General features: G+C 42.8%; 13 protein-coding genes and 1 riboswitch. Of the genes, 10 read left to right on the top strand and 3 right to left on the bottom strand.

Going from position 1 to position 21935, the window contains the following annotated elements; translation table 11 throughout:
* Positions 1 to 70: 70 nt before the first annotated feature.
* Complete coding sequence (locus AN963_RS16620) at positions 71 to 2284, top strand: hypothetical protein (RefSeq protein WP_055745650.1); 2214 nt, start codon at positions 71 to 73, stop codon at positions 2282 to 2284.
* A 110-nt stretch (positions 2285 to 2394) separates the two neighbouring features.
* A complete protein-coding gene (locus AN963_RS16615) occupies positions 2395 to 3219 on the top strand; it encodes a hypothetical protein (protein WP_055745649.1) in 825 nt (274 codons plus the stop codon).
* A gap of 140 nt (positions 3220 to 3359) precedes the next feature.
* Here the strand turns inward: AN963_RS16615 and AN963_RS16610 are convergent, their stop codons facing one another.
* Together AN963_RS16610 and AN963_RS16605 are read right to left on the bottom strand one after the other, a co-directional pair.
* Positions 3360 to 4004, bottom strand: coding sequence for a hypothetical protein (locus AN963_RS16610; protein ID WP_055745648.1), 645 nt, complete (start codon positions 4002 to 4004; stop codon positions 3360 to 3362).
* A gap of 21 nt (positions 4005 to 4025) precedes the next feature.
* Positions 4026 to 4919 (bottom strand): tyrosine-type recombinase/integrase, encoded by an 894-nt coding sequence (locus AN963_RS16605; RefSeq protein WP_055745647.1) that lies wholly within the window; start codon positions 4917 to 4919, stop codon positions 4026 to 4028.
* A gap of 412 nt (positions 4920 to 5331) precedes the next feature.
* On the opposite strand from AN963_RS16605, the gene AN963_RS16600 reads away from it, so the two are divergent.
* Both AN963_RS16600 and AN963_RS16595 read left to right on the top strand, forming a co-directional pair.
* On the top strand, positions 5332 to 11697 hold the full coding sequence (locus tag AN963_RS16600; RefSeq protein ID WP_152985684.1) for a hypothetical protein: 6366 nt from the start codon (positions 5332 to 5334) through the stop codon (positions 11695 to 11697).
* A gap of 297 nt (positions 11698 to 11994) precedes the next feature.
* Complete coding sequence (locus AN963_RS16595; protein ID WP_055745645.1) at positions 11995 to 12240, top strand: hypothetical protein; 246 nt, start codon at positions 11995 to 11997, stop codon at positions 12238 to 12240.
* A gap of 264 nt (positions 12241 to 12504) precedes the next feature.
* On the opposite strand, the gene AN963_RS32585 is transcribed toward AN963_RS16595, so the two are convergent.
* Positions 12505 to 12585 carry an IS3 family transposase gene (locus AN963_RS32585; protein ID WP_152985699.1) on the bottom strand — a complete coding sequence of 27 codons (81 nt, stop codon included), beginning with the start codon at positions 12583 to 12585 and terminating at the stop codon, positions 12505 to 12507.
* Between the two features lie 60 nt (positions 12586 to 12645).
* On the opposite strand from AN963_RS32585, the gene AN963_RS16590 reads away from it, so the two are divergent.
* The 6 genes from AN963_RS16590 (at position 12646) to AN963_RS16570 (ending at position 21708) form a co-directional block, all read left to right on the top strand.
* The gene (locus tag AN963_RS16590) at positions 12646 to 12993 is read left to right on the top strand and encodes a hypothetical protein (protein WP_152985683.1); all 348 of its coding nucleotides are present in this window, start codon (positions 12646 to 12648) and stop codon (positions 12991 to 12993) included.
* 280 nt (positions 12994 to 13273) lie between these two features.
* Positions 13274 to 13939, top strand: a complete 666-nt coding sequence (locus tag AN963_RS16585) for a tyrosine-type recombinase/integrase (protein WP_236708003.1) — start codon at positions 13274 to 13276, stop codon at positions 13937 to 13939.
* A gap of 20 nt (positions 13940 to 13959) precedes the next feature.
* Positions 13960 to 14190: a tyrosine-type recombinase/integrase gene (locus tag AN963_RS31980; RefSeq protein WP_236708002.1), complete on the top strand. Its 231-nt coding sequence runs from the start codon at positions 13960 to 13962 to the stop codon at positions 14188 to 14190.
* 113 nt (positions 14191 to 14303) lie between these two features.
* A complete protein-coding gene (locus AN963_RS16580; protein ID WP_055745643.1) occupies positions 14304 to 16061 on the top strand; it encodes a methyl-accepting chemotaxis protein in 1758 nt (585 codons plus the stop codon).
* 117 nt (positions 16062 to 16178) lie between these two features.
* Positions 16179 to 16268, top strand: a riboswitch (cyclic di-GMP riboswitch).
* 643 nt (positions 16269 to 16911) lie between these two features.
* Positions 16912 to 18762, top strand: a complete 1851-nt coding sequence (locus AN963_RS16575) for an Ig-like domain-containing protein (RefSeq protein ID WP_055745642.1) — start codon at positions 16912 to 16914, stop codon at positions 18760 to 18762.
* Positions 18763 to 18780: 18 nt separating this feature from the next.
* Entirely contained in the window at positions 18781 to 21708 is a 2928-nt protein-coding gene (locus tag AN963_RS16570) for a coiled-coil domain-containing protein (protein WP_055745641.1), read from the top strand.
* Positions 21709 to 21935: the final 227 nt, after the last annotated feature.

Genomic DNA, 21935 nt, shown 5'->3' with positions numbered 1-21935 from the left:
TCCCCTTATGCTCTCTACATACCCTATATAAAAAATAGAACTTCCTATCAAACATACGGAGGGGTAGTACGTGAATAAAAAAGTGGTTCTTTCTGTTCTTTCAACCGCAGTTGTTGCCAGCATGGCAGCTTCCGCTTTTGCGGCACCGAAAGATGGTCTCTACATTGGCGGTAATGTGAACAAATATTATTCCACAGATGTTCTGTTGAACATGAATGCAGCAGCTAAAGCAGCTTATGTAAACGAAGTTAAGTCTATCACAGACTTCAACAACCTCGTGTTCGTCGACTTCTCTGGTAAAGGTGCTTCCATCCAAGAAATCTTGGAGGATGGTCTGGCAAATGCAAAAGCAGAAGCGCTGGTTAAAGAAGACTTCGCAACTAGCTATGCTGTAGCAACTGTAACTGGTTCTACTGATGGTACTTACGATGCTCGTGCAGCAGTAGATCCTTCTACTCCAGTTGGCGATCTGAAAGTTGAGTCTGTAAGTGCTATTAACACTTCTGGTGTTGAATTCAAGTTTGCAGCTTTGACTGCGGACATTAAAGGTGCAACTGTTGAAGTAAAAGACAACAACAACAACGTTGTTCCTGTAGTAGCTCAAGACCTGGTTAAGGGCGAAACCTCTGCTGCATTTGACTTCGTGACTGCGCTGACCACTGCTCCTACTGGAGTATGGAAAGTTAACGGAGTATCTTTCAACCTTGATGATGTTAAGAAATTTGACGATATCGTTGCAGCTGCATTCTCTGGTAATGAGGTAACAACTCTTTCCCTTCTGAAAGCAGCAGGTCTAACAGATATTAAAGATGAACAAATTTCAAACTATGTAGCTGCTATCAATACTTCTACAACTAAACAAACACTTGCTGATATTCAAGCTATTATCAAAACTGTGAACGATACAGCTTTGACAGGCGCAGAAGAAAAAGCAATTACTGATGCAGTAAACAACGCTACAAACCAAGTTCAGTTGTTGGCTGCTTTGCAAAACAAGGCATTTAAACATGTAAATGCTGATTGGATTCAACAATACAAAGCTGATATCGACGCAGTTAAAGCGCCACCTGCTTTTGGCACAACTGACACTGTAATTGAAATTCAAGCTATTGTTGATGCGGCTAACATTGCTAAAATTGGTGCTGCTAACACTGCCGCTACTACAGCTGCAGCGCAAAACGCAGTTACTGCATTGATTCAAGCGTATATGGTGGATGATGCTACTACTCCAGGAGCTCTTACACCTAAAGCTGATGCAATTAAAGCCTCTCAAATTAAAGCTGGTGTATTCAAAGTAAAAGAAGCTACAACTCAAGGAACTCTTTACAGTGCTTTGACTGCGTTGGCTTCTCTTGATTCTGCTAACCTGCCAGCTGCTTCCTTGAACGGAAACCTGAAAGCAGAGTACTTGACTGCGAAGGGTACTGCTACTATTACCAACACAGCCAGTGTTAAAAGCGATATCGTAGATGCAGGTGCTACTGCTGGTCTCAATGCCGCTCTGACAGCACTTGATGCACTGACTGCTACTGCAACAGATGCACAGGTTAAAGCAGCTCTTCAAACAGTTGCAAATGTAACTGCTCATGAAACTGTTGCTGCTAACAAACTTGATATGAGCTCTGTTAAAGATGCTAACCTCAACAAATATCTGACAGATACAACTGTTGGCTTTGATGCGGTTGGTGGTCCTTTGACACTGGCTGAGATTCAAACTGCGATCTCAACTGTAAACGCTGATGCAGGTCTTGGTGGTGCAGTTGCAACTGTTAACGCAACTACTTCTACCACTTCAAATGTTCGTGCTGCATTGATCGATATCGCTGTAGCTCAATCCGCTACCGGTTCCAAAACAGTAGTTGATAACTTCCTTAGCTTGTCAACCCAAGCTCAACTGGAGGTTGCACAACTCGTAATTGACAACCGCCCAGCGGCTCCTGGCTACGTTGATGCTGAAGCGATTGTGAAAAAGGCTGACGGTACGGGTGCAATTGATACCCAAGTAACTGCTCATGCTGCTCAACTCGCAAAATTCAATGCAATTGATGACCTTGCTTCCGCAACAACTGCTAACATTAAAGCAGCACTTGATGACTATGCATTTGTTGGTTATGTAAGCTTGACAAACACTCAAAAAGTAGCTGTTGCTCAAGAGATTGGCAAACTTACTAAAACATCTGGAACTACAACTACTCCTCTTAACTTCGGTGGAACAGATGCAGTTAAATCCTTCAAACAAGCTAATGACATCATTACTGCTGCTAAAACTGCAGCTGGTATCTAAGAATTAGCTTAAAAAAGGGCCGATCGAATGGTCGGTCCTTTTTTTTATTTATGCAGTTGTTAATATCATTTAGTTATTTGATTATATTTTTAGCAGAAAGGAAGGGTTTTATGGATTATATAAACCAAATGTTGCAGTCCACAACTGCTAAAAAGTCTAATCAATCTTTATCAGAAGAGCAGATTAAAATAACACCCTGGATCAAGGTTACGTTCACAGAAGGAAAAAATATTGAATCGCTTTCCATGAGAATAGTAGATCAACTAAATTATCTTGAGTCTCAAATTAATTTAAACGAGGATGAGTTAAGAGAAGTAAAAACTTTAATTTCGTACCTTCCGCACGATAGCGATCTGCGTGTGGATGGTGAGTACAGGATAAGTCAAATAAATGAAGCATTAAAGACGAATGATTTATTGGGAAAATTGGATTGCAAATTAAAGGATCGATACGATGAACAGGAAGTTTTGGATTTATATAATCTTATTCAACTGAAACTAAAAACAACTCATAATAGTCCTCTTAAACAAAGTTTACTGGAAAAGATGAGGGATATATATGATCATCATATAGTCAATTTATTAGTTAATGTGACCGAACAACAAACTACGCTTGAATTAATAAATAGAGCTACAACTATAGATGACTTGGATAATGCTTTATTAGACTTGATGATACCGGATTACATCAACTTAGACACTAAAAAGCGAGTTGAAGTTGCTAGCGCTTTTTATGAGTCTCAAAAATATCGACTTGAGGCTGAAGAAGAAATAAGAAGTGAGTTACTGACAATCATAGAAGAATATATTTCAGTAGTTCTTGTTGACGAAGAAAATCTAATCACGGAGAAAACAGAATCAAATGTCTTGGTTATCACTAGCAAAACTGACGGTATAGAAATTGTTGATGGTCAAATTAGAATTAAGAAATGTTAAATTACTACTTCTTTCACATTCGAAAGACGCGAGCTAGTCTATCTCGAAAGAGGTAGGCTTTTCTTTTTGTCTGATATTCCTACAATAATTCCCTGACGTTCACCTCACTTGCACAGAAAAAAAGAGCCCAATTAGGGCTCTTAACCACCATACCTCTGCAAAAAATCCTCTACGGCCTTATTCATGACATCTTTCACCGTATAACCGGTATTGTTCACGAATCCCGTCAGTCTTTCTGATAACTGTGCCTGAATTTGCACCGTTTTCGTTATCGCGGGTCCCTTATATCGCTTCATATAAAGATCCTTTGGCTGATCCGTAACCATCATCATTAGTTTGTCTTTATGCTGAAGAATCTCTTTTAGGTTCTGGATTAACTCAATTGGTAAAACATCTTCTTTCTTTGGGAAATCTCTGATTGGCAATGCGATTAGATTGTTTGTTTGATGAAATTGACTTGCATCTTGCAATTCATAAATTGTTTCTTCTTGCTGGGAAGAGACTACTGTATCCTGCTCATGTACTTGTATATTGGAATTAGTTTCTGGTGTTTGTTGTTTGTTTATTGCAAGTACTGGATTCATAGAAATTGACGAGTCAGATATTTTCATAAGCGGATCCCTAACATAATTTTTTGTTCCCCAGTCCCAGCGATACCCGTGACGTCTCATGTAACCACTGACGCCACCTTTACCCTTGTATCCGAGAAGATCTGCGATTTCCTCTGCAGAATGTCCTTCACGAAATAGATCGCTGATTACTTCAACACGATCGTTTGATTCCACAATGAATCCCTCCCTGTTCCGTTAAGAAAGTTTCTCTAATGCTTCGCGTAAGTGCTCTGGCGTTGTATGTGTATAGATGGATGTTGCCCGAGGGGAAGCATGCCCAAGTAGTTTACCGATCCTTAACAAATCCACTCCATGGTCCTTGTAAAGAGAGGTTGCAAATGAATGTCGTAAAACGTGAGGTGTAACCTTTTTTGTGATACCTGCATCCAGAGTCGCTTTGTGTAAAATCACACGTATGTAACCGGTAGTGATTTTTGTTTCGGTTTTTTTGGTTACAAAGAAGTGGGGGTCGTTACTCTTTGGCCTTACATGATCCAGGTATTCTTGTAATATCGGTGCCAAATCTGGATGTAAGGGAATGATCCTGTATTTGTCTCCTTTCCCATGCCATACCGTAATTGCCGCCTCTTCAAGATTCACATCATTTATTTTCAGATTGGCTAGTTCGGATACCCTTAGTCCTGTATAGCGTAATGCTTGGATCATGGAATAATTCCGTTTTCCTTTGTCCTGGTCTTGTGAAATGGCGGACAAAATGCGTTCAATTTCTTCTTTAGAGAGAAACCGAGGAATACTTTCCGGTTTTTTGGGGGCATCGATTTTCAGACTAGGATTTTTGCTGATGTACTCTTCTCGCTCGAGGAAACGGAAAAAAGATCGAAAGGTTGCTACAGTACGGATGATGCTGTTCGTCTTATATTGCTTTTCCTCGGCGACGTACCGTAGATACGAGCGCAAATGAAAAGGGTCAATTTCATCGACGAAGGGTTTTACTATCCATCGCTCTAGGTAGAACCGGTGAAACTGCGAAAGATCCTTGTGATACCCTGTATAGGTTTCCTTGCTTCGATTAACCTCGATCTTTAGATAGGTGACAAACTCATCTATGGCCTCAAATAATGCAATCAAATGGAAGCACTCCTTTAAAAATTAGACTTTGCAACTAGTGAAGATGCTCCACAAGTCACTATCTATACAATGGTTCCAACTCAAGACCAATTGTAAGTTGCACATTCGAAATAGATAGAAATAACTCTTTGCTACTCTTCTGCTAAGGAGGAGATACTGCTTGTTGCCCTTAATCATACGTCGATTAAGGGTATTTTTGTCGTTTAATAAACGATGTGTATTCTCGAAGTTCTCGAAGTAATTAGGTTAAAGCATAATGAAAACAAAATGATTAAAAAATATGTAGTCTCTTACATAATTCGACAAAAGTAATGTAACTATTCATATAAAATTACATTTGTTGGTATTGTTTAGGTAATACTACCTATCACTTTGTTACTAACAGAATCTATTTGGAGGAATGCATGTGCTCATGAAGGTAAAAACGGGTAGGAGTAATTGGCAAACGAAAGTGTTAACAAGCTTTGTTTCTTTAGCAATGATACTTACGCTCATAACACCATCTATTGTCTATTCTGAGAGCTCTACAGAGCTATCAGGTAACGTAGTAGATAACATCAAAGTATCCATTCAAAACTATTTTGGAATGTCAGACATCGTGACAGTACAAGATGTAAAGGGTGGGGACATTGTCAAAGTTTACTCAGGTCCCAATGCATCCTCGAAGCTCCTGGGGTCAGCAATTGTCCCAACAGGGAAGACTAGTGCAATTATTACTATTCCGCAATTAGGACCGGCTTCTGGAAGCGTATTTGTAACGCTCACGAGTGCAGGTAAAGAGACTGAACGGATGGAATTCTCGTTTCCTTCAGAAGGTTCAATCGCAGCTCCAGAGACCGGCATGATTGCAATCAAAAATCTGGTAGGTGTTGCAGACACAATAGAAGTAACCGCTCTACTAGTTGGGGACACTGTCAAGGTCTATGATGCAGCAGGAACGAGAGTATTGGGAACCGCGACTGTACCAATCGGAAAGAATGTTGCCGTAGTAAATGTGGCTCAATTAGGCCAAGGTGCGGGTGCAGTCAATGTTACCCTCACACGAAGAGGTTATCTCGAGAGTGAGAAAACCACCAAAGAATATGCGGCAGAAGAAAAGGCACCAGTAGTAAAGGAAGAAGCCATTTCGATTAAAAACCTAGTGGGTGTAACGGATACCATCGAGGTGATCGATCTACTAACAGGAGACAGTATTAAGGTCTATGATGTAGCAGGAACGAGAGTATTGGGAACAGCGACTGTACCAACAGGAAAGAGCGTTGCGGTAGTAAGTGTAGCTCAATTAGGGCAAGCAGCAGGGAGAGTACAAGTAACCCTTACACGCAGAGGCTTCTTGGAGAGTGACAAAACGTCCAAGGAATATGATGCTGAACAAAAGGCACCAGATGTAAAGGAAGAGGCCATTTCGATTAAAAACCTAGTGGGTGTAGCGGATACGATAGAAGTGATTGATCTACTAGCAGGAGACAGTATCAAGGTCTATGATGCAGCAGGAACGCGAGTATTGGGAACCGCCACTGTACCGACAGGAAAGAGCGTTGCGGTTGTAAGTGTAGCTCAATTAGGGCAAGCAGCAGGGAGAGCACAAGTAACCCTCACACGCAGAGGCTTCTTGGAGAGTGACAAAACGTCCAAGGAATATGATGCGGAACAAAAGGCACCAGCTGTAAAGGAAGAAGCCATTTCGATTAAAAATCTAGTAGGCGTAACGGATACAATCGAAGTGATCGATCTACTAGCTGGAGACAGTATCAAGGTCTATGATGCAGCAGGAACGCGAGTATTGGGAACCGCGACTGTACTGACAGGAAAGAGCGTTGCCGTAGTAAGTGTAGCCCAATTAGGGCAAGTTGCAGGGAGAGTACAAGTAACCCTCACACGAAGAGGATATCTCGAGAGTGAGAAAACTACCAAGGCATATGCAGCTGAAGAAAAAGCACCGGCTGTAAAGGAAGAATCCATTTCGATTAAAAATCTAGTAGGCGTAACGGATACAATCGAAGTGATCGATCTACTAGCTGGAGACAGTATCAAGGTCTATGATGCAGCAGGAACGCGAGTATTGGGAACCGCGACTGTACCAACCGGAAAAAGCGTTGCGGTAGTAAGTGTAGCTCAATTAGGGCAAGCAGCAGGGAGAGTACAAGTAACCCTCACACGCAGAGGTTACTTAGAGAGCGAGAAAACTACAAAGGCATATGCAGCTGAAGAAAAAGCACCGGCAGTAAAAGAAGAATCCATTTCGATTAAAAACCTAGTGGGTGTGACGGATACAATCGAAGTGACAGATCTCCAAGCAGGAGACAGTATTAAGGTCTATGATGTAGCAGGAACGCGAGTATTGGGAACCGCGACTGTACCAACAGGAAAGAACGTTGTGGTAGTAAATATAGCTCAGTTAGGTCAAGGAAAGGGATCGGTACAGCTAACACTTACGCGAAGAGGATTCCTGGAGAGCGATAAGACGACCAAGGAATATGCTGAAGAACAAAAAGCCCCATCCCCCAGCCTAGATAAAATCATGATTACGAATAATGTAGCATTGGCAGATACGGTAGAAGTTCTAGACCTTCAAGCAAACGATGTAATTAAAGTATATAGCCAGGACGGCACAAAAGTATTGGGAACTGGAACTGTAGCCAGTGGAAAGACCAGCGTCATCGTTACAGTATCTCAACTGGGGCAAACATCTGGAAAAGTATATATTACTATTACTAGAAGGGGCTATGTAGAAAGTCTACGTGTAGAAAAGGATTACGATGGAGAAGCCAAATCTCAATCTTTGTCCGTGGACGTAATTTCCATCACAAATAAGAAAAATCAACCAGATGTGATCGATGTAAAAGATCTCGAGTTCGGTGATGTAGTCAAAGTGTACAGTGCATCCGAATTAACAGCTAGGTTATTAGGATCTGCCACTGTGCCAAGTGGAAAAACATCTGTTTCTATTGTAGTTTCACAACTTGGCCTGGAAGCGGGAACGGTTTATCTCACACGGACGCAGAAAGGAAAAATAGAAAGTGATCGAGTCCCTAAAGCTTTTACGGGAGAAGGACAACTCATTGAGGCTATAGCAAAAGTGAATGCAGCAGTTGTTTATGATAGTCAATCTGACGATGACTACTTTTCTGCTGTTGAAGCAATGAAAAGAGCATTAGAGAATCCTATTTTGGCGTTGGATTTTGGACAGCTGTATCCGGCATTCAACGATCGACAAAAGAGATTGGTCTACTCACGTATGGGTGGAAAGGCATATACAAAATCCTTTGCTACAAAAGAAGAGATCCAGGTAGCATTGACCCAAATTATTCAGATAATCTTTGATCGAGAGCCAGCGTATCAAGAAGCACAGAAATACGTAAAATTTGTAACAGTAGATTCAGATTTGGAAGCGGGAACAATCCTAAATCAACTTGTAATCAAGCTGCAAGATGGTAAGCAGTCCGATATAGCCGTTAAGATGACGGTTAGCGGAGTTGAAGGTGGAACAGAGTCAAGTCCCCGTCCGGCACAATATTTGGCAGTGGACTCAAAAGGCACATTAAAGCTGAGACAAAAAAATAATACGAATCAAGCAGTATTAGAACGCGTAATTGTAAGGTTTGCTAATCTTACGGGCACTTACGATTTGTACATTAATGTTCGTATATTGCCGACTCAAAAAGATGAAATGTATGCAGCAATCGAAAAAATAAACAAGGCGGTCTATGCGGACGGATCAGATTACATGGAACAGGAAGCTGCAGCATATGACATGCTGGAAGCCATTCAATCAGATATCCTTGATCTTAACTTTGGAACGCTATTTGAATCCTTTAGTGAGTCTGAGAAGAGATCCGTAGCAAGTAGTCTGATTACAAGAATCAAATATGTGAACCCATTTGTTTCAAAAGAAGAAATACAAATGGAGCTCACGTCAACTATTCAACAAGTATTTGACAATCGACCAGTTAGCGCAGAAACAGAGAAATATGTGAAATCAGCAAGAATAGATAGCACAATCGAGATAAATACGGATATAACCCATACGATTATCCAATTGCTCAGCACTGCTAAGCCAGATCCCTCGATAAAGGTTGAAATTGATCATATAGCAGACGCTGACTATCAAAAACTCAAGACATCCGAGTATTTAACTTTGTACTCAAACCATCGCATACTTCTGAAAAAGAAAAATACAACAGGAAAACTGGTTGTGGAGCGAGTGGTTTTACATTTCAGTAGTGGAAGTGGAAAAGCAAATTCATATCTATATATCGAAGTAAAAATCCTCCCCGAAATGAGTTCCGAAGTGGCGGAAGCCATAGCTCGTATTAATGCAGTGACTTTGAGCGATGATGCTAACTACGAAGAGCGTGTCACAGCTATCGAGAATATGCTTGAGGCTCTACAATCGCCAATACTAGGGTTAGATTTTGGAGACTCATTCAAGAATTTTACAGAAGATCAGAGAAATGATGTTGTTTCATTTATGATTAGTCAAGTGAAATACAGTCCATTTAATACGAAGGATGAAGTGCAAGAAGCCCTTACGCAAAATATTCAAGAGATAGTAGAAATGCAACCACTTCTTGATGAAAGAGATAAGTATCAGACTAATATCGGACTTGGTAACGAAATATTGGCGGGGACTGATGTAACAGATCAAATCATTCAATTATACGATGGGGAAATAAAGAACCCTAATATAATCGTCGAGCTAACCTCGGCAAAAGGTAAAGGGAATAAACCAGCACAATACTTATCCCTTTCAAATGGGAGAATCCTTTACGGTAATAGAAACGAAACGGGGGAGGTCGTCTATGAGTATGTAACGGTCCGCTTGCGTACCCAACAACGATCCGCTGGATTTGTGGTAACCGTAGGAGTTTCTCCTTCACTCAGTCCGGAGGAAGCAGTAGTAATAGCAAAAGTAAACGGTACTAAATTTACTGGAAGAGAGACACCTGAGGAACGCGAAGCAACCATTAAGCAAATGAAAAACGCTCTATCAGATCCGTTACTCCAGTTAGAAGTAAACGATTCGAGATTGACCAACTCGCAGTTACAGGAAATTCTGGGGCTCGTGATTGATCGAGTAAGTAGTTTTCCGCCATTTAAAAGTATGAGAGAAATACGTGATTACTTTAATCAGCAAGTCGTATATGTCATCGAAAGAGAATTTCTTTATGATGAAATGCTCAAATATTATTTTGCAGTTACTCTGAAACAACAAATAGGATCAGGAACAGACGTAACTAAAAAAGTAATACAAGTACGGGAAGGTCTAGAAGTGAATCCTGAGATCGAGGTTACAATAGTCAGCGCCTTTGGAGGCACGTTTGAACGTAAAGTCCCTTCTGAATACTTAAAAATTAGAAATGGTAAGGTAATCCTAGAAAAGCAAAATACGACGGACAAAATCATAAAGGAATACGTTCAACTGAGTGTAATAAAGAAGGGAACAACGACAAGTACAGGACCAGTAATTGAGGTTAGTATTAACCCAAACATAATCTCCGAGGAACTAGAGGCATTAAACAAGATTAATGCTATCCAAGTAAAAGATTACTCAAACGAAGAAGAAGTATCAGCGGCACTAGAAGCGTTGCAGCATGCCTTAAGGTCGCCCGCACTTGGATTGAACTTTGGGGAAGAGTTTGAGCGATTCTCTCAAGATGCAAAGCAGATTTTTTATTTGAATCTTGCTTTGCGATTAAAGTACGAATTATTCAGTAGCAAAGCTGAGCTGCAACTCTACCTGGATAGCGCTATTGGACGTATGGTTAATGCAGATGCTGTTAATAATGAATCTCGGAAATATTACAGACAATCGATTTTATCTAGGACATCTCAACTCGGAGACGATGTAACGAATGACATCGTACGCTTGATGACAGGTGAAGTGATCAATCCGGATATAGCGGTAACAGTCCAAAGCATCGAAGGAACCGGCGGGAATAACAAGCCAGCTGAGTTCTTGGGGCTAGATGATAACGGAAGGATCATTCTTTTAAAGGAAAATGGAACAGGGTCTGAAGTTGTCGAGCATGTTCAATTGAGGTTTGCAAATAGCAAAACGGGTACAGGCTCTGTCACTGTTGGTATACGTATCGATGTAACCATTCAACCTAAGCAAGAAAGCAGTGAAGGCGGAGAAGTAGAAGCTGTCGCAAAAGTAAATGCAGTGACAATTAGCGCTAACCCAAGTAAAACAGAACTGTCGGATGCTATCCACGAAATGAAGGAGGCCTTAGCAAATCCATCTTTAGAATTACGTTTTGGAGAGGTATTTGCCGGGTTCTCAGCGGAACAACAGCAGGATACCTATTCTCGTATGGTGTATCACGTAAAGTCTCTTCCGTTTGAAAGTCGGGAAGATATCCAGCGAGGACTTGAGGACTCGATTCAACGAACAGTTAACCTTTACATCGCGTTCGAAGAAATGGATAAATATGCTACGAATGCAGAGATATCTGGCGAACTACAAGTGGGGGATGATGTAACCGACCAGATCATACGAATGACAGATGGTGAAACCGAAAACCCAAATGTGGTGATTATGGCCTCTGATATGAAAGGTGATGGAGGTAACGAGCGGCCAGCTAAATACTTAGCTGTAGATGAGCATGGACGTATTACGTTAAAGCAGGTCAATAATAGTGATAAACCGGTTATAGAGTATGTTTATCTATGGTTTACCGTTGGTACTACGAGTGCAATTACGCGAGTGGATGTACAAATAGAACCAGCGATCTCTTCCTTGTCTACTGAGGATGAGGTATTGGAAGAAGCGTAGTAAAAAGGAGGGCGGTGAAAACCGTTCTCCTTTATTTTATTTTTTAGGCGTTCGAGCTCTGTAAATAACTGTAGGATTTTTGCTGATAAATCAATCGCGATTGTTGTTATTGAAGGAAATATGTGATGAATCAGGAAGCACATGTCCAGTGACTAGTAATGATTCCTACTCTCTAGATAATAATTCTATCTATTCAAAAGACAATCTAAGTCATAGGCAGTAAACTAGATTGGAAAAGAAAAGTACAGGAGTATATGATTCTAGCTAGCATCATCAAACAGAAAAGGAGAAGGAGAAATGGAAGCAACCGCTGCCCAAAAACGGTACGCCAAAATGCTACTAGCGCTAACCCTCTGCGGGATGTCTATACAAACCTGGCTGACACCTGCCCATGCCTTTTCAAAAGAAACAACCAGCCAGCCTGCTATCACCAAAAGCGAAACAGGAGAATACATAGTAAAGTTCAGTAACGGAGCCCCTCAGAAAACAACCAAACTACGCGCAGCCGACAACGGAGCCACTCTCGCAGACAGCTCCGACTAGCACATGCTGATCCGCCTCCAAAAGAAGGTAAGCCGTTGTTCCAGCATGTAAACCAGTTTGGTCTTTCACTTGTAGAGTCAAAAGCCTTCCAATCTGGTAATGTGGTGCTCCATTACGAGCTCAAGAAATGAACGCTTAAGCACGCTCTCGGGCAAGAGAGTTCAAGAAACCGTTATTGCGCTAACGGGGATCGATAGCTCAAAAAGCAGCGGCAGTCTAAGATGAAGTTACCCCAGTCAAGTAGACAGATATGAAAAAGGCAGTTTAAACAACCTTAGTTCGGTAATCGACCGGACTAAGGTTGTTTAGTTTCTTTTGAAAACGTTGGTGGTTATTAAAGTGAATGTAACGATGGAAGCAAAAAAGTGATAATAAAAGGGATCATGGGGCCGATGTTTAATACGTTTGTGGAATGCCGGTATCACCACCCGTCATGTTGAAGGGAATAGCACAGTAAATATACCAACAATGGTTTTCCAAGCTTCCCGTATAAAAGAAAAAGTAGAACGCGCGAACGTCCTCCCCATCAAAGGTACTAAAGTAGCAAGCGGTATTACAATCGCTACTACAGCTGGTACACCAGCAACTAAAGTTGTTGTAACAATTGGTGGTAAAGCTTTGGCTACTCAAGATTTTACTGATGGTGTTGAATTGAGAGCTCAGAAAAATGCTTCTGGCGTTCCAACAATTGACATCGTTGATGGAAATAACAACCTGATCGATATCACTAACCCAATTCGCGTTTCCCTGTAAGGATTGTCTAGAGATATGAATAAAGAGGCGAATGGCTTTTGCCTTCATCTCTAATGATGAAGAGCCTACCCCTTTCGGGGTAGGCTCTTTCTCCAGCCAATCTCCTCCACTGCAAACTACAGCATCCTTGACCATGAGAATGTCCGTCAGGCTCGGAGCAACGATGAGGTAGAGATGTGGTATGACTTTTCGGAAGTTCACGTCTGGAAGTATAGAATAACAAGCCCTGCGCCAATCAAAAGGCTGCAGGGCATTTTTGTTTTTCAGGAGGGAGATAGGAATGAACCCGATCGAAGAGTTTGAGCAGTACTTAGTAGAGAACGGGATGGCGCCAAAAACGATTGAATCTTACGTGGGCGACGTGAAAGGGTTTTGTGTGTACCTGGAAGGAATGGGCGTAGGGCCACCGACCGATCTGAAATGCTTCTACGTTTTCAACTGCAAAAACCGCCTCACGGAAAACAAGTACGCGGTGGCGACCATCAAGAAAAAGACCAACTCCCTACAAGCATTCAATCTGTTTCTGATCGACCGCAAGCTGACCACTGAACACGTCGTCACGCTGCGAATAGACAGGATCAAGGTGGCTGCTGGTAGTGAGGGTGAGGTGGAAGTCTTCTCAGAGCAGGAGGTCAACCAGCTCTTGTTTTTCGTCCAGGACAGGAGCAAAGTCAGCCTTCGCAATCACCTAATCGTTTGGCTGCTTTTGTACACAGGAGTTCGTGTAAGTGAGCTTTGCGGGATCCAATTCAACGACCTAGACTACCTCACAAACACGCTACGGGTAACAGGGAAAGGTGGCAAGTACCGAGAGATTCCGCTTCGACCTGATCTTGTCGATCTGATCAAAGAGTACATTAGATCAGATCGGCAGGAGAATAGACATCGGGACAGTCCCTACCTGCTTCTCAGTCAACGTGCAGAGAAGATGCACAAGAGGACGTAGTAAACACGCTGCTGGAAAGCTTGGAAAAGCACCTCGGTTTCAAGCTGTACCCGCACAAATTCCGTCACACCTTCTGTTCCCGTCTGCTCAAGAGAGGTGTGCCACTCACAACGGTAATCAAGTTAGCTGGTCACGCCCACATTCAGACGACTTTTCAGATAACAATAAGGAATCCGTATGTATGCCCTTCCTTCAATATTTTGGAATGTGCATTAAACAGGCTATCTAATCACAATAGTGAACGAGAATAACTCAAGAATATGTAGGAAGAATAACATTCCTTCTATTGGAAAAGTTCAATTTCATATAAAATAAATTCTATTGTCAAAGTGAATGAATATGAGGGGTATGGTGAGCTAGTTATATGAAAAGTTTGCAAGCAAAGATATTCATCGTTTTCAGTGTACTGATGATTATCACCGGCTTGATAGTCAGCTTTGTCATTTATTCCAGTACTAAGGATTTGATTATGTCCTCGATTGGAGCGCAAGCGAGGTCAATTGGGGAACATGTAAGCACGCAAATTGATGCTGCTGATTTCCAAGCAGTGTTGAATCAAGTGAAGATGGAATCTGCAAGCGAAGCGAGTCAACACAAGATTATGGCAATGACTGAATATGAAAAAATTCGCCAACTGCTGACCTTCTTTAAAAAATCCAATGGTTTAAAGTATTTGTACACGATGGCTAAAATGGAAAATGGGCAATTCATGTATATTGTAGACGGATACGAACAGTCAGAGATCAATGACGCTTCGCTACCGGGCACTGTTGAGCATAATACATATGACAATTTGACAAATATCTTTGCTACCGGACAAACACAGGTAGGAGAGTTGAATGTTAATGAACAGTATGGTGCTACCATCACAACATATGTTCCTCTTAAAGATGCGTCTGGACAGATGATTGGGATTGTCGGAGCAGATTTCGATGCAACGACTATCTATCAAATGCTTGAGGGTAACAAACGTACAGTCATTATGATTACTTCCGCGATCCTCGTGATGACTTCACTCATTAGCATCTGGTTCTCCAGAATGTTGATCAAACCTCTGCGTCAGCTTACTCAAACGGTTAAAAAGGTGCAGCAAGGAGACTTGACCGTATCCATTGATATTTGGACAAAGGATGAAGTAGGTGTACTCGGACGGGCTTTTTCAGAAATGGTGACTGATTTGAACAGAATGATTCGGGTGATTAACGCAAACTCTCATACACTGGCTAAATCCTCTTTTGAACTAGGACAAACGATGGATTCGATTGCGGGTGATACGCACGTACTGATGGAGAAAATCAATCGTGTCAGGGATGGGGCTAAGGAACAGGTTACCCATGTGCATAATACCGGAACAACGATGAAAAGAATGGACAACGATATACACAACATTACAGAAAAAGCACAAGAAGTGTACAGGAATTCTGAAGAGACTACTGCATTTTCCGAACAGGGCAAGTCAGACATGGAAATAGCAGTGAAGCAAATGCAGGATGTGAAAAAAGCACAGGATCAAGCCTTCCATGTCATCAATGATCTTCATCTCAAATCCAGGCAAATCGACAGCATCATCGGAACGATATCCGAGATTTCTTCTCGCACAAACCTTCTTGCCCTCAATGCGGAAATCGAGTCCGCCCGAGTTGGAGAGGCAGGGAAAGGATTTGCTGTCGTGGCCGATGAAGTGCGGAAGCTTGCTTTTCAGTCAACTAAAGCCACCGAAAATATTGCCAAGCTTATTATCGATGTGCAAAAGTATACAGAGATAGCTGTTCATTACGTCACAGAAGCGACTGAACTCATAAATAACGAAGGGGTTCTCTATACGCGGTCTGGTGAAGCCTTTAGTTCCATTTACGGAGCGTTCCAAGGAGTAAGCAAACAGATTGAAAGTGTTACCAAAGCTACAGAACAATTGGCTATCGGCAGCGAAACGATTGTTAATTCCATTGCCAATGTGGAGATTATCGCTTCCCGTTCCTACGAGGCAACTGATGATTTCCTGGTTATGATGGAAAAGCAGTACGCAGTGATCGAAAAGATAAACGCAACTGCCCAGGAATTTTCCGTGATGACAAGTGATCTGCATGATTTAACCCGTAAATTTAAGGTAGAGGTCGACTAACTCCCTACAGCTTTGTCTTAACATGGTAATGTCCCTGCATCCACATCAGGGTGTGGGGATTTTTTGAATCACCTTCTATATGAGTTGGGATATCCCTTAACCATATAACTCAACTTCCGTTCGAAAGAGCAAATCTATTGAAAAGTGGAGACGCAAAGCTAGAGGGGCTTCGATGCATCAAAGGCAACATGCCAGCCTGTTGCCGACAGAACTGAGCTTTTTTTTGGTAAAACGCGCCTTTGCGTTTTTCTCGAAAAGTGAATGTGGCCGCAAGCGGTGAACATAATGAATCAAATTGAACACAAATGGCCAGTTAAAATTGATACAAAAACGTGCTAAAAAGGCGCTAGCCCGTCCTGATTTGGCACGTTTTTATCATTAATATTAGTCATATAATAACGAAAATTATGATAATATAAAATTTGTATTTTCTTACTTGACATGAGAAGCCAACATTATTGGTAAAGCCAATTTTGTTGTAAATACAAAACCCACAGAAGAACTTAATAAAGACATGAGAATTTAGGTAGTAGAACGAAAGGGGAATGGGCTCACTGAATATTTTGCGCCGCAAAATTAATTAACTTTCGATAATAGCCAATCTCAAAACATCCTATTATACTAACAAAGCATTTTCGAAAAATTTGGCATCTCTCCAAGCAGCTCTGTACCAGATGTAGACTATTTCATAGTACTCTTATTATATATCGATATATACTTATGCAACCCATTACATTTTCATTAAAAGAATATAATTGCAAAAGACCAAATTCATAGAGTACATTAATAATCAATAGTAAAACACTACCTATTTTTCATATCTCCCACTAATAGAAAGGAAGTGAGCCCATTGTCTCTAGGACCAAGCAAACTCAAAAAGCTATCTATGATGTATCTAGCAATCATCATCCTACTCTTCTCGATCAGTCCACAGGCCTTGGCCGAAACTGCTCCCGCAGGCAATTCTCAGTCTAACTCAGACACAGTGGAGGAAATCTCAGACTCCACGGAGGCTACAGAGGCCGCCATTGAGTCTCTGAAGGTTACCAACGGAACAATCTCCCTGATACTTTCAGATCCCCCGCAAAAAACTCCAACCAGTAAAGATTTTGCATTCACCCAAAAAACAGATGCCGGAAAAAAACAGAAGCTTTCCGTAAGAGATTTCAAATGGGATAAAGGTTCCCATACAGCCTTCTTCTCCTTTTCACCGATCTCAGCAAAAAAAGAGGCACAAGAAGTAGAGATTGAAGCTGTCTATGAGGAATCGCATACGACCGAACAATATACGATCGCAAAAAAAGGTGCGAAGGTAGAGGCTATCTCCATATTTGTCGTTGGCCAGAACCGAGAATTAACGTTAGGCTCTAAGGATAATACGACCCTGAAGCTGGTTGCGGTCCCTACCGACGAAAATGGTTACTTCGTTTCCGGAGAAAAAGAGACCTGGAAATCCAGCAATACAAAGGTAGCAAGAATTTACAGCGGCGGAATCGTGAAAGCCGTTGGCGTTGGGACAGCAGATATTACGGTCACAATTGGCGGTAAAAAGGATACCTTCGATGATATTAAGGTATTGCCAGCACCAGCAAAGCTGAAGAGTGTAACGGCCGTAAATGGGCTTGCAACCGTTCTTTTGGATGGCACACCTTCATCCGAACCACAGAGACAAGATTTTACCCTCCGTGTAGAAGACAGTGAAGGAAGCGATGAGCTAGACATTACCGATTTTCGCTGGGACGATAAAAAGAATAAGGCCCTGCTCCAATTTGAGCGTATATCCCCATCCACTTCGACTCGGTATGCAAAAGTGTCGGTAGAGTACAAAGGGATCACGAAAAAATCCAGATCCTTTAGCATTCCCAAAATAAGCAGTGATGTGAAAACCGTAGAAATAGTGAATCAGGCTGACGATGCTGACCTGGTCGTCGGTTCGAGTGATGATGACACGCTCCAATTGGAAGCAATCGCGAAAGATAAAAGCGGAAATCCGGTCAAAGGCACGTATGTGCAATGGACCTCTAGCAACAAGAAGGTAGCTGTCGTGGATCCATCCGGGAAAGTGACAGCTTTAGGTAAAGGAACGGCTACGATCTCGGTGACGATCGACGGGAAAAAGGATAGTATCGAAGTCGATGTAAAAGCATCTGGGAATCAGCCGCTTCTTCAACTTGAGGTATTGAGTATTCCGGAGGCGTCTGCCAATGACGGCAGTATAAATGGTAAGCAAACTGTAACGGTAGAAAACGGCAAGCTCGCCAAGGATCTTTCAGCGGCTGACGTGACGATGAAGAACCTGCCAAGCGGATTGGACATCCAGCTGGATCGTATCAGTGACACCACTTTTACGATTTCCTTTACCGGACGTGCAAAAAATCACGCTGCACGAGATAGCGGGAATGATCTGCAAATCATTATTGCAAAGAACAAAGTCTTGGGTGCAGAAGCCGATGTTGTTTCGCCGAAATTTGGCATTGCTTTCTCAGATCCTGTCATTTCCGTCCCTTCCATTCCTTCCGCAACATTCGGATCGAGCCTAGATGGCCAAACGGTTTCAGGGAAAACCTTTCTAAACGTTAAGATAACCGCGACGAACTTCACATTAAAGGATTGTCATATTAAAGGCACACTCACGATCAGCGCATCGAGTGACATCACGTTGGAAGATGTAGTGATCGATGGGCCGATCATTATCGAATAGACGGGGAGGAAAGAATTAATGAAAAGAAAATCATTGCAAAAAAGCCTCTCTGTCAGTCTGTTGGCTGTCCTGGCGATCCAGCCATTCGTATCTGTCGTGCATGCAGACTTGAACATCAAAGGCAATACCACTTCAACAGGTGGAATTCAGGTAAAAACCCCTGCTACCATTCAGGTAATCGGTTCTCCCACCGTGGAGGGAACCATAACCGTGACAGGGGCGCTCACGATCGTTCCTAAACCGGAAAACATTCATTCGACCTTTCAACATGCCTCTTATCTATTGAAACCGACTGCGGCTAATCCGGTCATTGATTTTGGAGGCGTGACCACGGGCCTCGTAACGATTGGCAACACAAATGTGGGGACGATTTTAAGGGCGGATGGCATCAGCCGTATTGAGTATGCAAAAAATGTGACTCCAGGAAACGCCGAGCTGCGTGGCACACAGCTGGATGCGGCGAGAACGGGGCTAACGAATGCCGTGGTTCAAGTGGATGTAGCCACAGCATCAGCTTCCCAGACAGCTTTTGTGAGTGCAAAAGGAAATCCGGATCACCCTGTTTATAAGGATGTCACTACAGGTTTGGTGACACTCCAGAATGCAAAAACGGCAGCAGAAACAACCCTTGCGAACAAAATTGCCGTGTTGTCTGATCTAACTTCAGCAACTACGGTACTCTCCAACGCTCAGGATGCCTTGGATGCGAAAGTCGATCTTCTGGACGTGGAGACGAAGAGACTAAAGGATGAGGCTGCTGCACTCGCGCAAGCGCTAACCTTGTTGAATGACACGATTACGGGGCTGGATCTTTCCTCAGCAAATGCGGCTTTGACTGCTTATACCAATGTCCAAGGTGATGTGGAAAAGGCTGTTTACAAAGATGTGGCCAAAGCAATCTCGGATCTGGAGGCTGCACGGACTAGTGGACAAGCCGTTTATGCCAAATCGGATGCCACTTTACAAGAAGTAGTAGCAGCAACGACAGCGATTACAGACGGAAAAGCTCTGCTGGCAGACAAGCAAACCTTGCTGGTAGCCGCAACCCAACAACTAGTGAACGAGCTGATACAGGCAAAAGCGGATCTCTCGTCAGCAATGGCATCCTTTAACAAGACAGAGGTGGATAACGCCAAAGCAAGCTATCTGACGGCCGGAGGTCTTGTTAGCGATGTCGTGTACAACAATCTGGTAGTAGCGCTTGCAGTATTGGATAGCGCGGAGACGGAAGCTAACGGGTTCCTTGCAAGTTCGTCATCGACATTGGTACAACTGAAGGGTGCACGGGACAAGGTACTATCGGCGCAAACAGAAGTAACCCTTAAAACAAATGACGTAAAAACGGCCACACAAGCCTTGAAGGAATGGAATCAAGCAAAAACAGCGTTGACCGATGCCATTTCTTCCGTGAATACCACTGCGGCAGTGAACGCACAATCCGACTATAAGGGTGCCAACGGAAAAGATACCGCACAAGTGTATGCAGATGTGACGGAAGCCATAAACGCGCTCAATGATGCCAAGTCATCTGGAGAGACACTCATCGGGAAGGCGTCTGCTACCAAGGAAGAATTCCTGAATGCGAAGGATGCTATCACTGCAGCCCAAGGTGTGCTGAATGAGAAGGTAGACAAACTGAAAGTTGTCACCCAGGAGTTGAAGGATTTGGCGCAGGCCAGAGCCTCTTTGAGCGCTGAGATTACAGCAGCCGAACCACAGTTGGCAGGTGCAGCTACCTCTTTGACCAACTATGAGGCAGCACTGGGAGATAAGGCGGCTGTAGTGTATACAGATGCAGTGGCAGCCAAGCAAGATTTGAATGCGAAAGTCGACGCCGGAAAACTTGCGCATGATGAACCAGCATCCACTGTTGCTGACCTGAATGCAGCCAAGTCTGCTATTACGAATGCCAAGACTGTACTGAGCACGAAGCTGACCGCTCTCGACTCAGCTACAGAAGCGTTGGTCATTGAGAGGAACAACGCCAAGCAGGCCCTGGCGAAGGCGATCGCCGATGTGGATGTGACCAAAGCTCAGCAAGCGCAAAGTGCATATGTCGACAAGGGCGGAAACCTCACACTGGCTGTGTATAAGGATGTGACCGCCGCCATAACAGCTGTGCAGCAGGCAAAAACAGCAGGGCAAGCAATCAATCCGACTTCAGATCCCGTATCTTCTATAAAGGATGCAACAACGGCGATAACGAATGCCCAAGTTGATATAAACGGAAAAGTGACTGCCCTGAAGAGCGCTACGGACTCTCTTGTCATGCCGACGCTTACCAGTAAAGAACTGGACAAGTTTAATTTCTCTACAGTTTACTCCGGGCAGATTAATGCCGTGAGCAAAGCAATGAATACGTCCAGTTTTAAAGGCAGTAAGAAGCATTTCACGATTGATGACGGCAAAAATAAGGTCAATATCGATTTGACATGGGATATTCCGCAAAATGAGTATGCCACCACATTTGCTGCGTCCATTGGATCAGCAGTAGAGAGCGAGATTCAGCAGCATTTTTTAGACACTGGTGGAGTAAATGGGCTCATGAACCGCACGATGGGGGCCACTGTAATCTGGGATGGATCCAACCAAGGGAATACCTTTAAGATCTTTACCTTTGGTCAGCCTGGAATCGAGAAATTAACATTGTATGGGACGGACTGGCAGTATTTCTTTGATACAAATACATTTGATGCACCGAATCAAGACAAGAGCGCCAATCGGGAATTCACGATTAGCGATGGTACGAAAACGGCAACCTTCAAATGGGATTCCGATCTGGTCGATATGGCTGGTGTCCTGAAGGCCCTCAATGATAATTTGAGTGCCAATGGTGTCAAAGTCGTCGCTGTACAAGTCAATGCCTCCACCTTCCAGCTGGTTGGTACGAGGGCAGATATCACAATAAGCGTTGGGGGAACAAACAAGGGAGATTTGTTTCCCTAATAATTGAATCCCCGCAGTTTTTCCAGCCTGGAGAATTCGCGATGCAAAAGAAAGCAGGAGTGTCTCTACCATTAGGAGACTCTCCTGCTTTTCTATCTTCTCATTTCCCTTGTTTTTCAAAAGCGAATCTAAATCCCTGATATTAAAATGGAATGGATGTAAGAAATAGAATAAATTTTAAAGCTCATACACGGTTTGCAAACCCGCGAAAAAGGGAACGCAAACCA

This window comes from Brevibacillus choshinensis (assembly GCF_001420695.1).
GTDB classification, from domain to species: Bacteria; Bacillota; Bacilli; order Brevibacillales; family Brevibacillaceae; genus Brevibacillus; species Brevibacillus choshinensis.
The sequence above is the reverse complement of the archived record's forward strand: the minus strand, read 5'-3'. Positions and strand labels throughout refer to the sequence as shown.

What these genes read in the sequence shown, in the direction of transcription:
- AN963_RS16615 (WP_055745649.1), top strand. Translation starts at nt 2,395, where the DNA reads ATGGATTATATAAACCAAATGTTGCAGTCCACAACTGCTAAAAAGTCT.
- AN963_RS16600 (WP_152985684.1), top strand. Translation starts at nt 5,332, where the DNA reads ATGAAGGTAAAAACGGGTAGGAGTAATTGGCAAACGAAAGTGTTAACA.
- AN963_RS16595 (WP_055745645.1), top strand. Translation starts at nt 11,995, where the DNA reads ATGGAAGCAACCGCTGCCCAAAAACGGTACGCCAAAATGCTACTAGCG.
- AN963_RS16585 (WP_236708003.1), top strand. Translation starts at nt 13,274, where the DNA reads ATGAACCCGATCGAAGAGTTTGAGCAGTACTTAGTAGAGAACGGGATG.
- AN963_RS16580 (WP_055745643.1), top strand. Translation starts at nt 14,304, where the DNA reads ATGAAAAGTTTGCAAGCAAAGATATTCATCGTTTTCAGTGTACTGATG.
- AN963_RS16570 (WP_055745641.1), top strand. Translation starts at nt 18,781, where the DNA reads ATGAAAAGAAAATCATTGCAAAAAAGCCTCTCTGTCAGTCTGTTGGCT.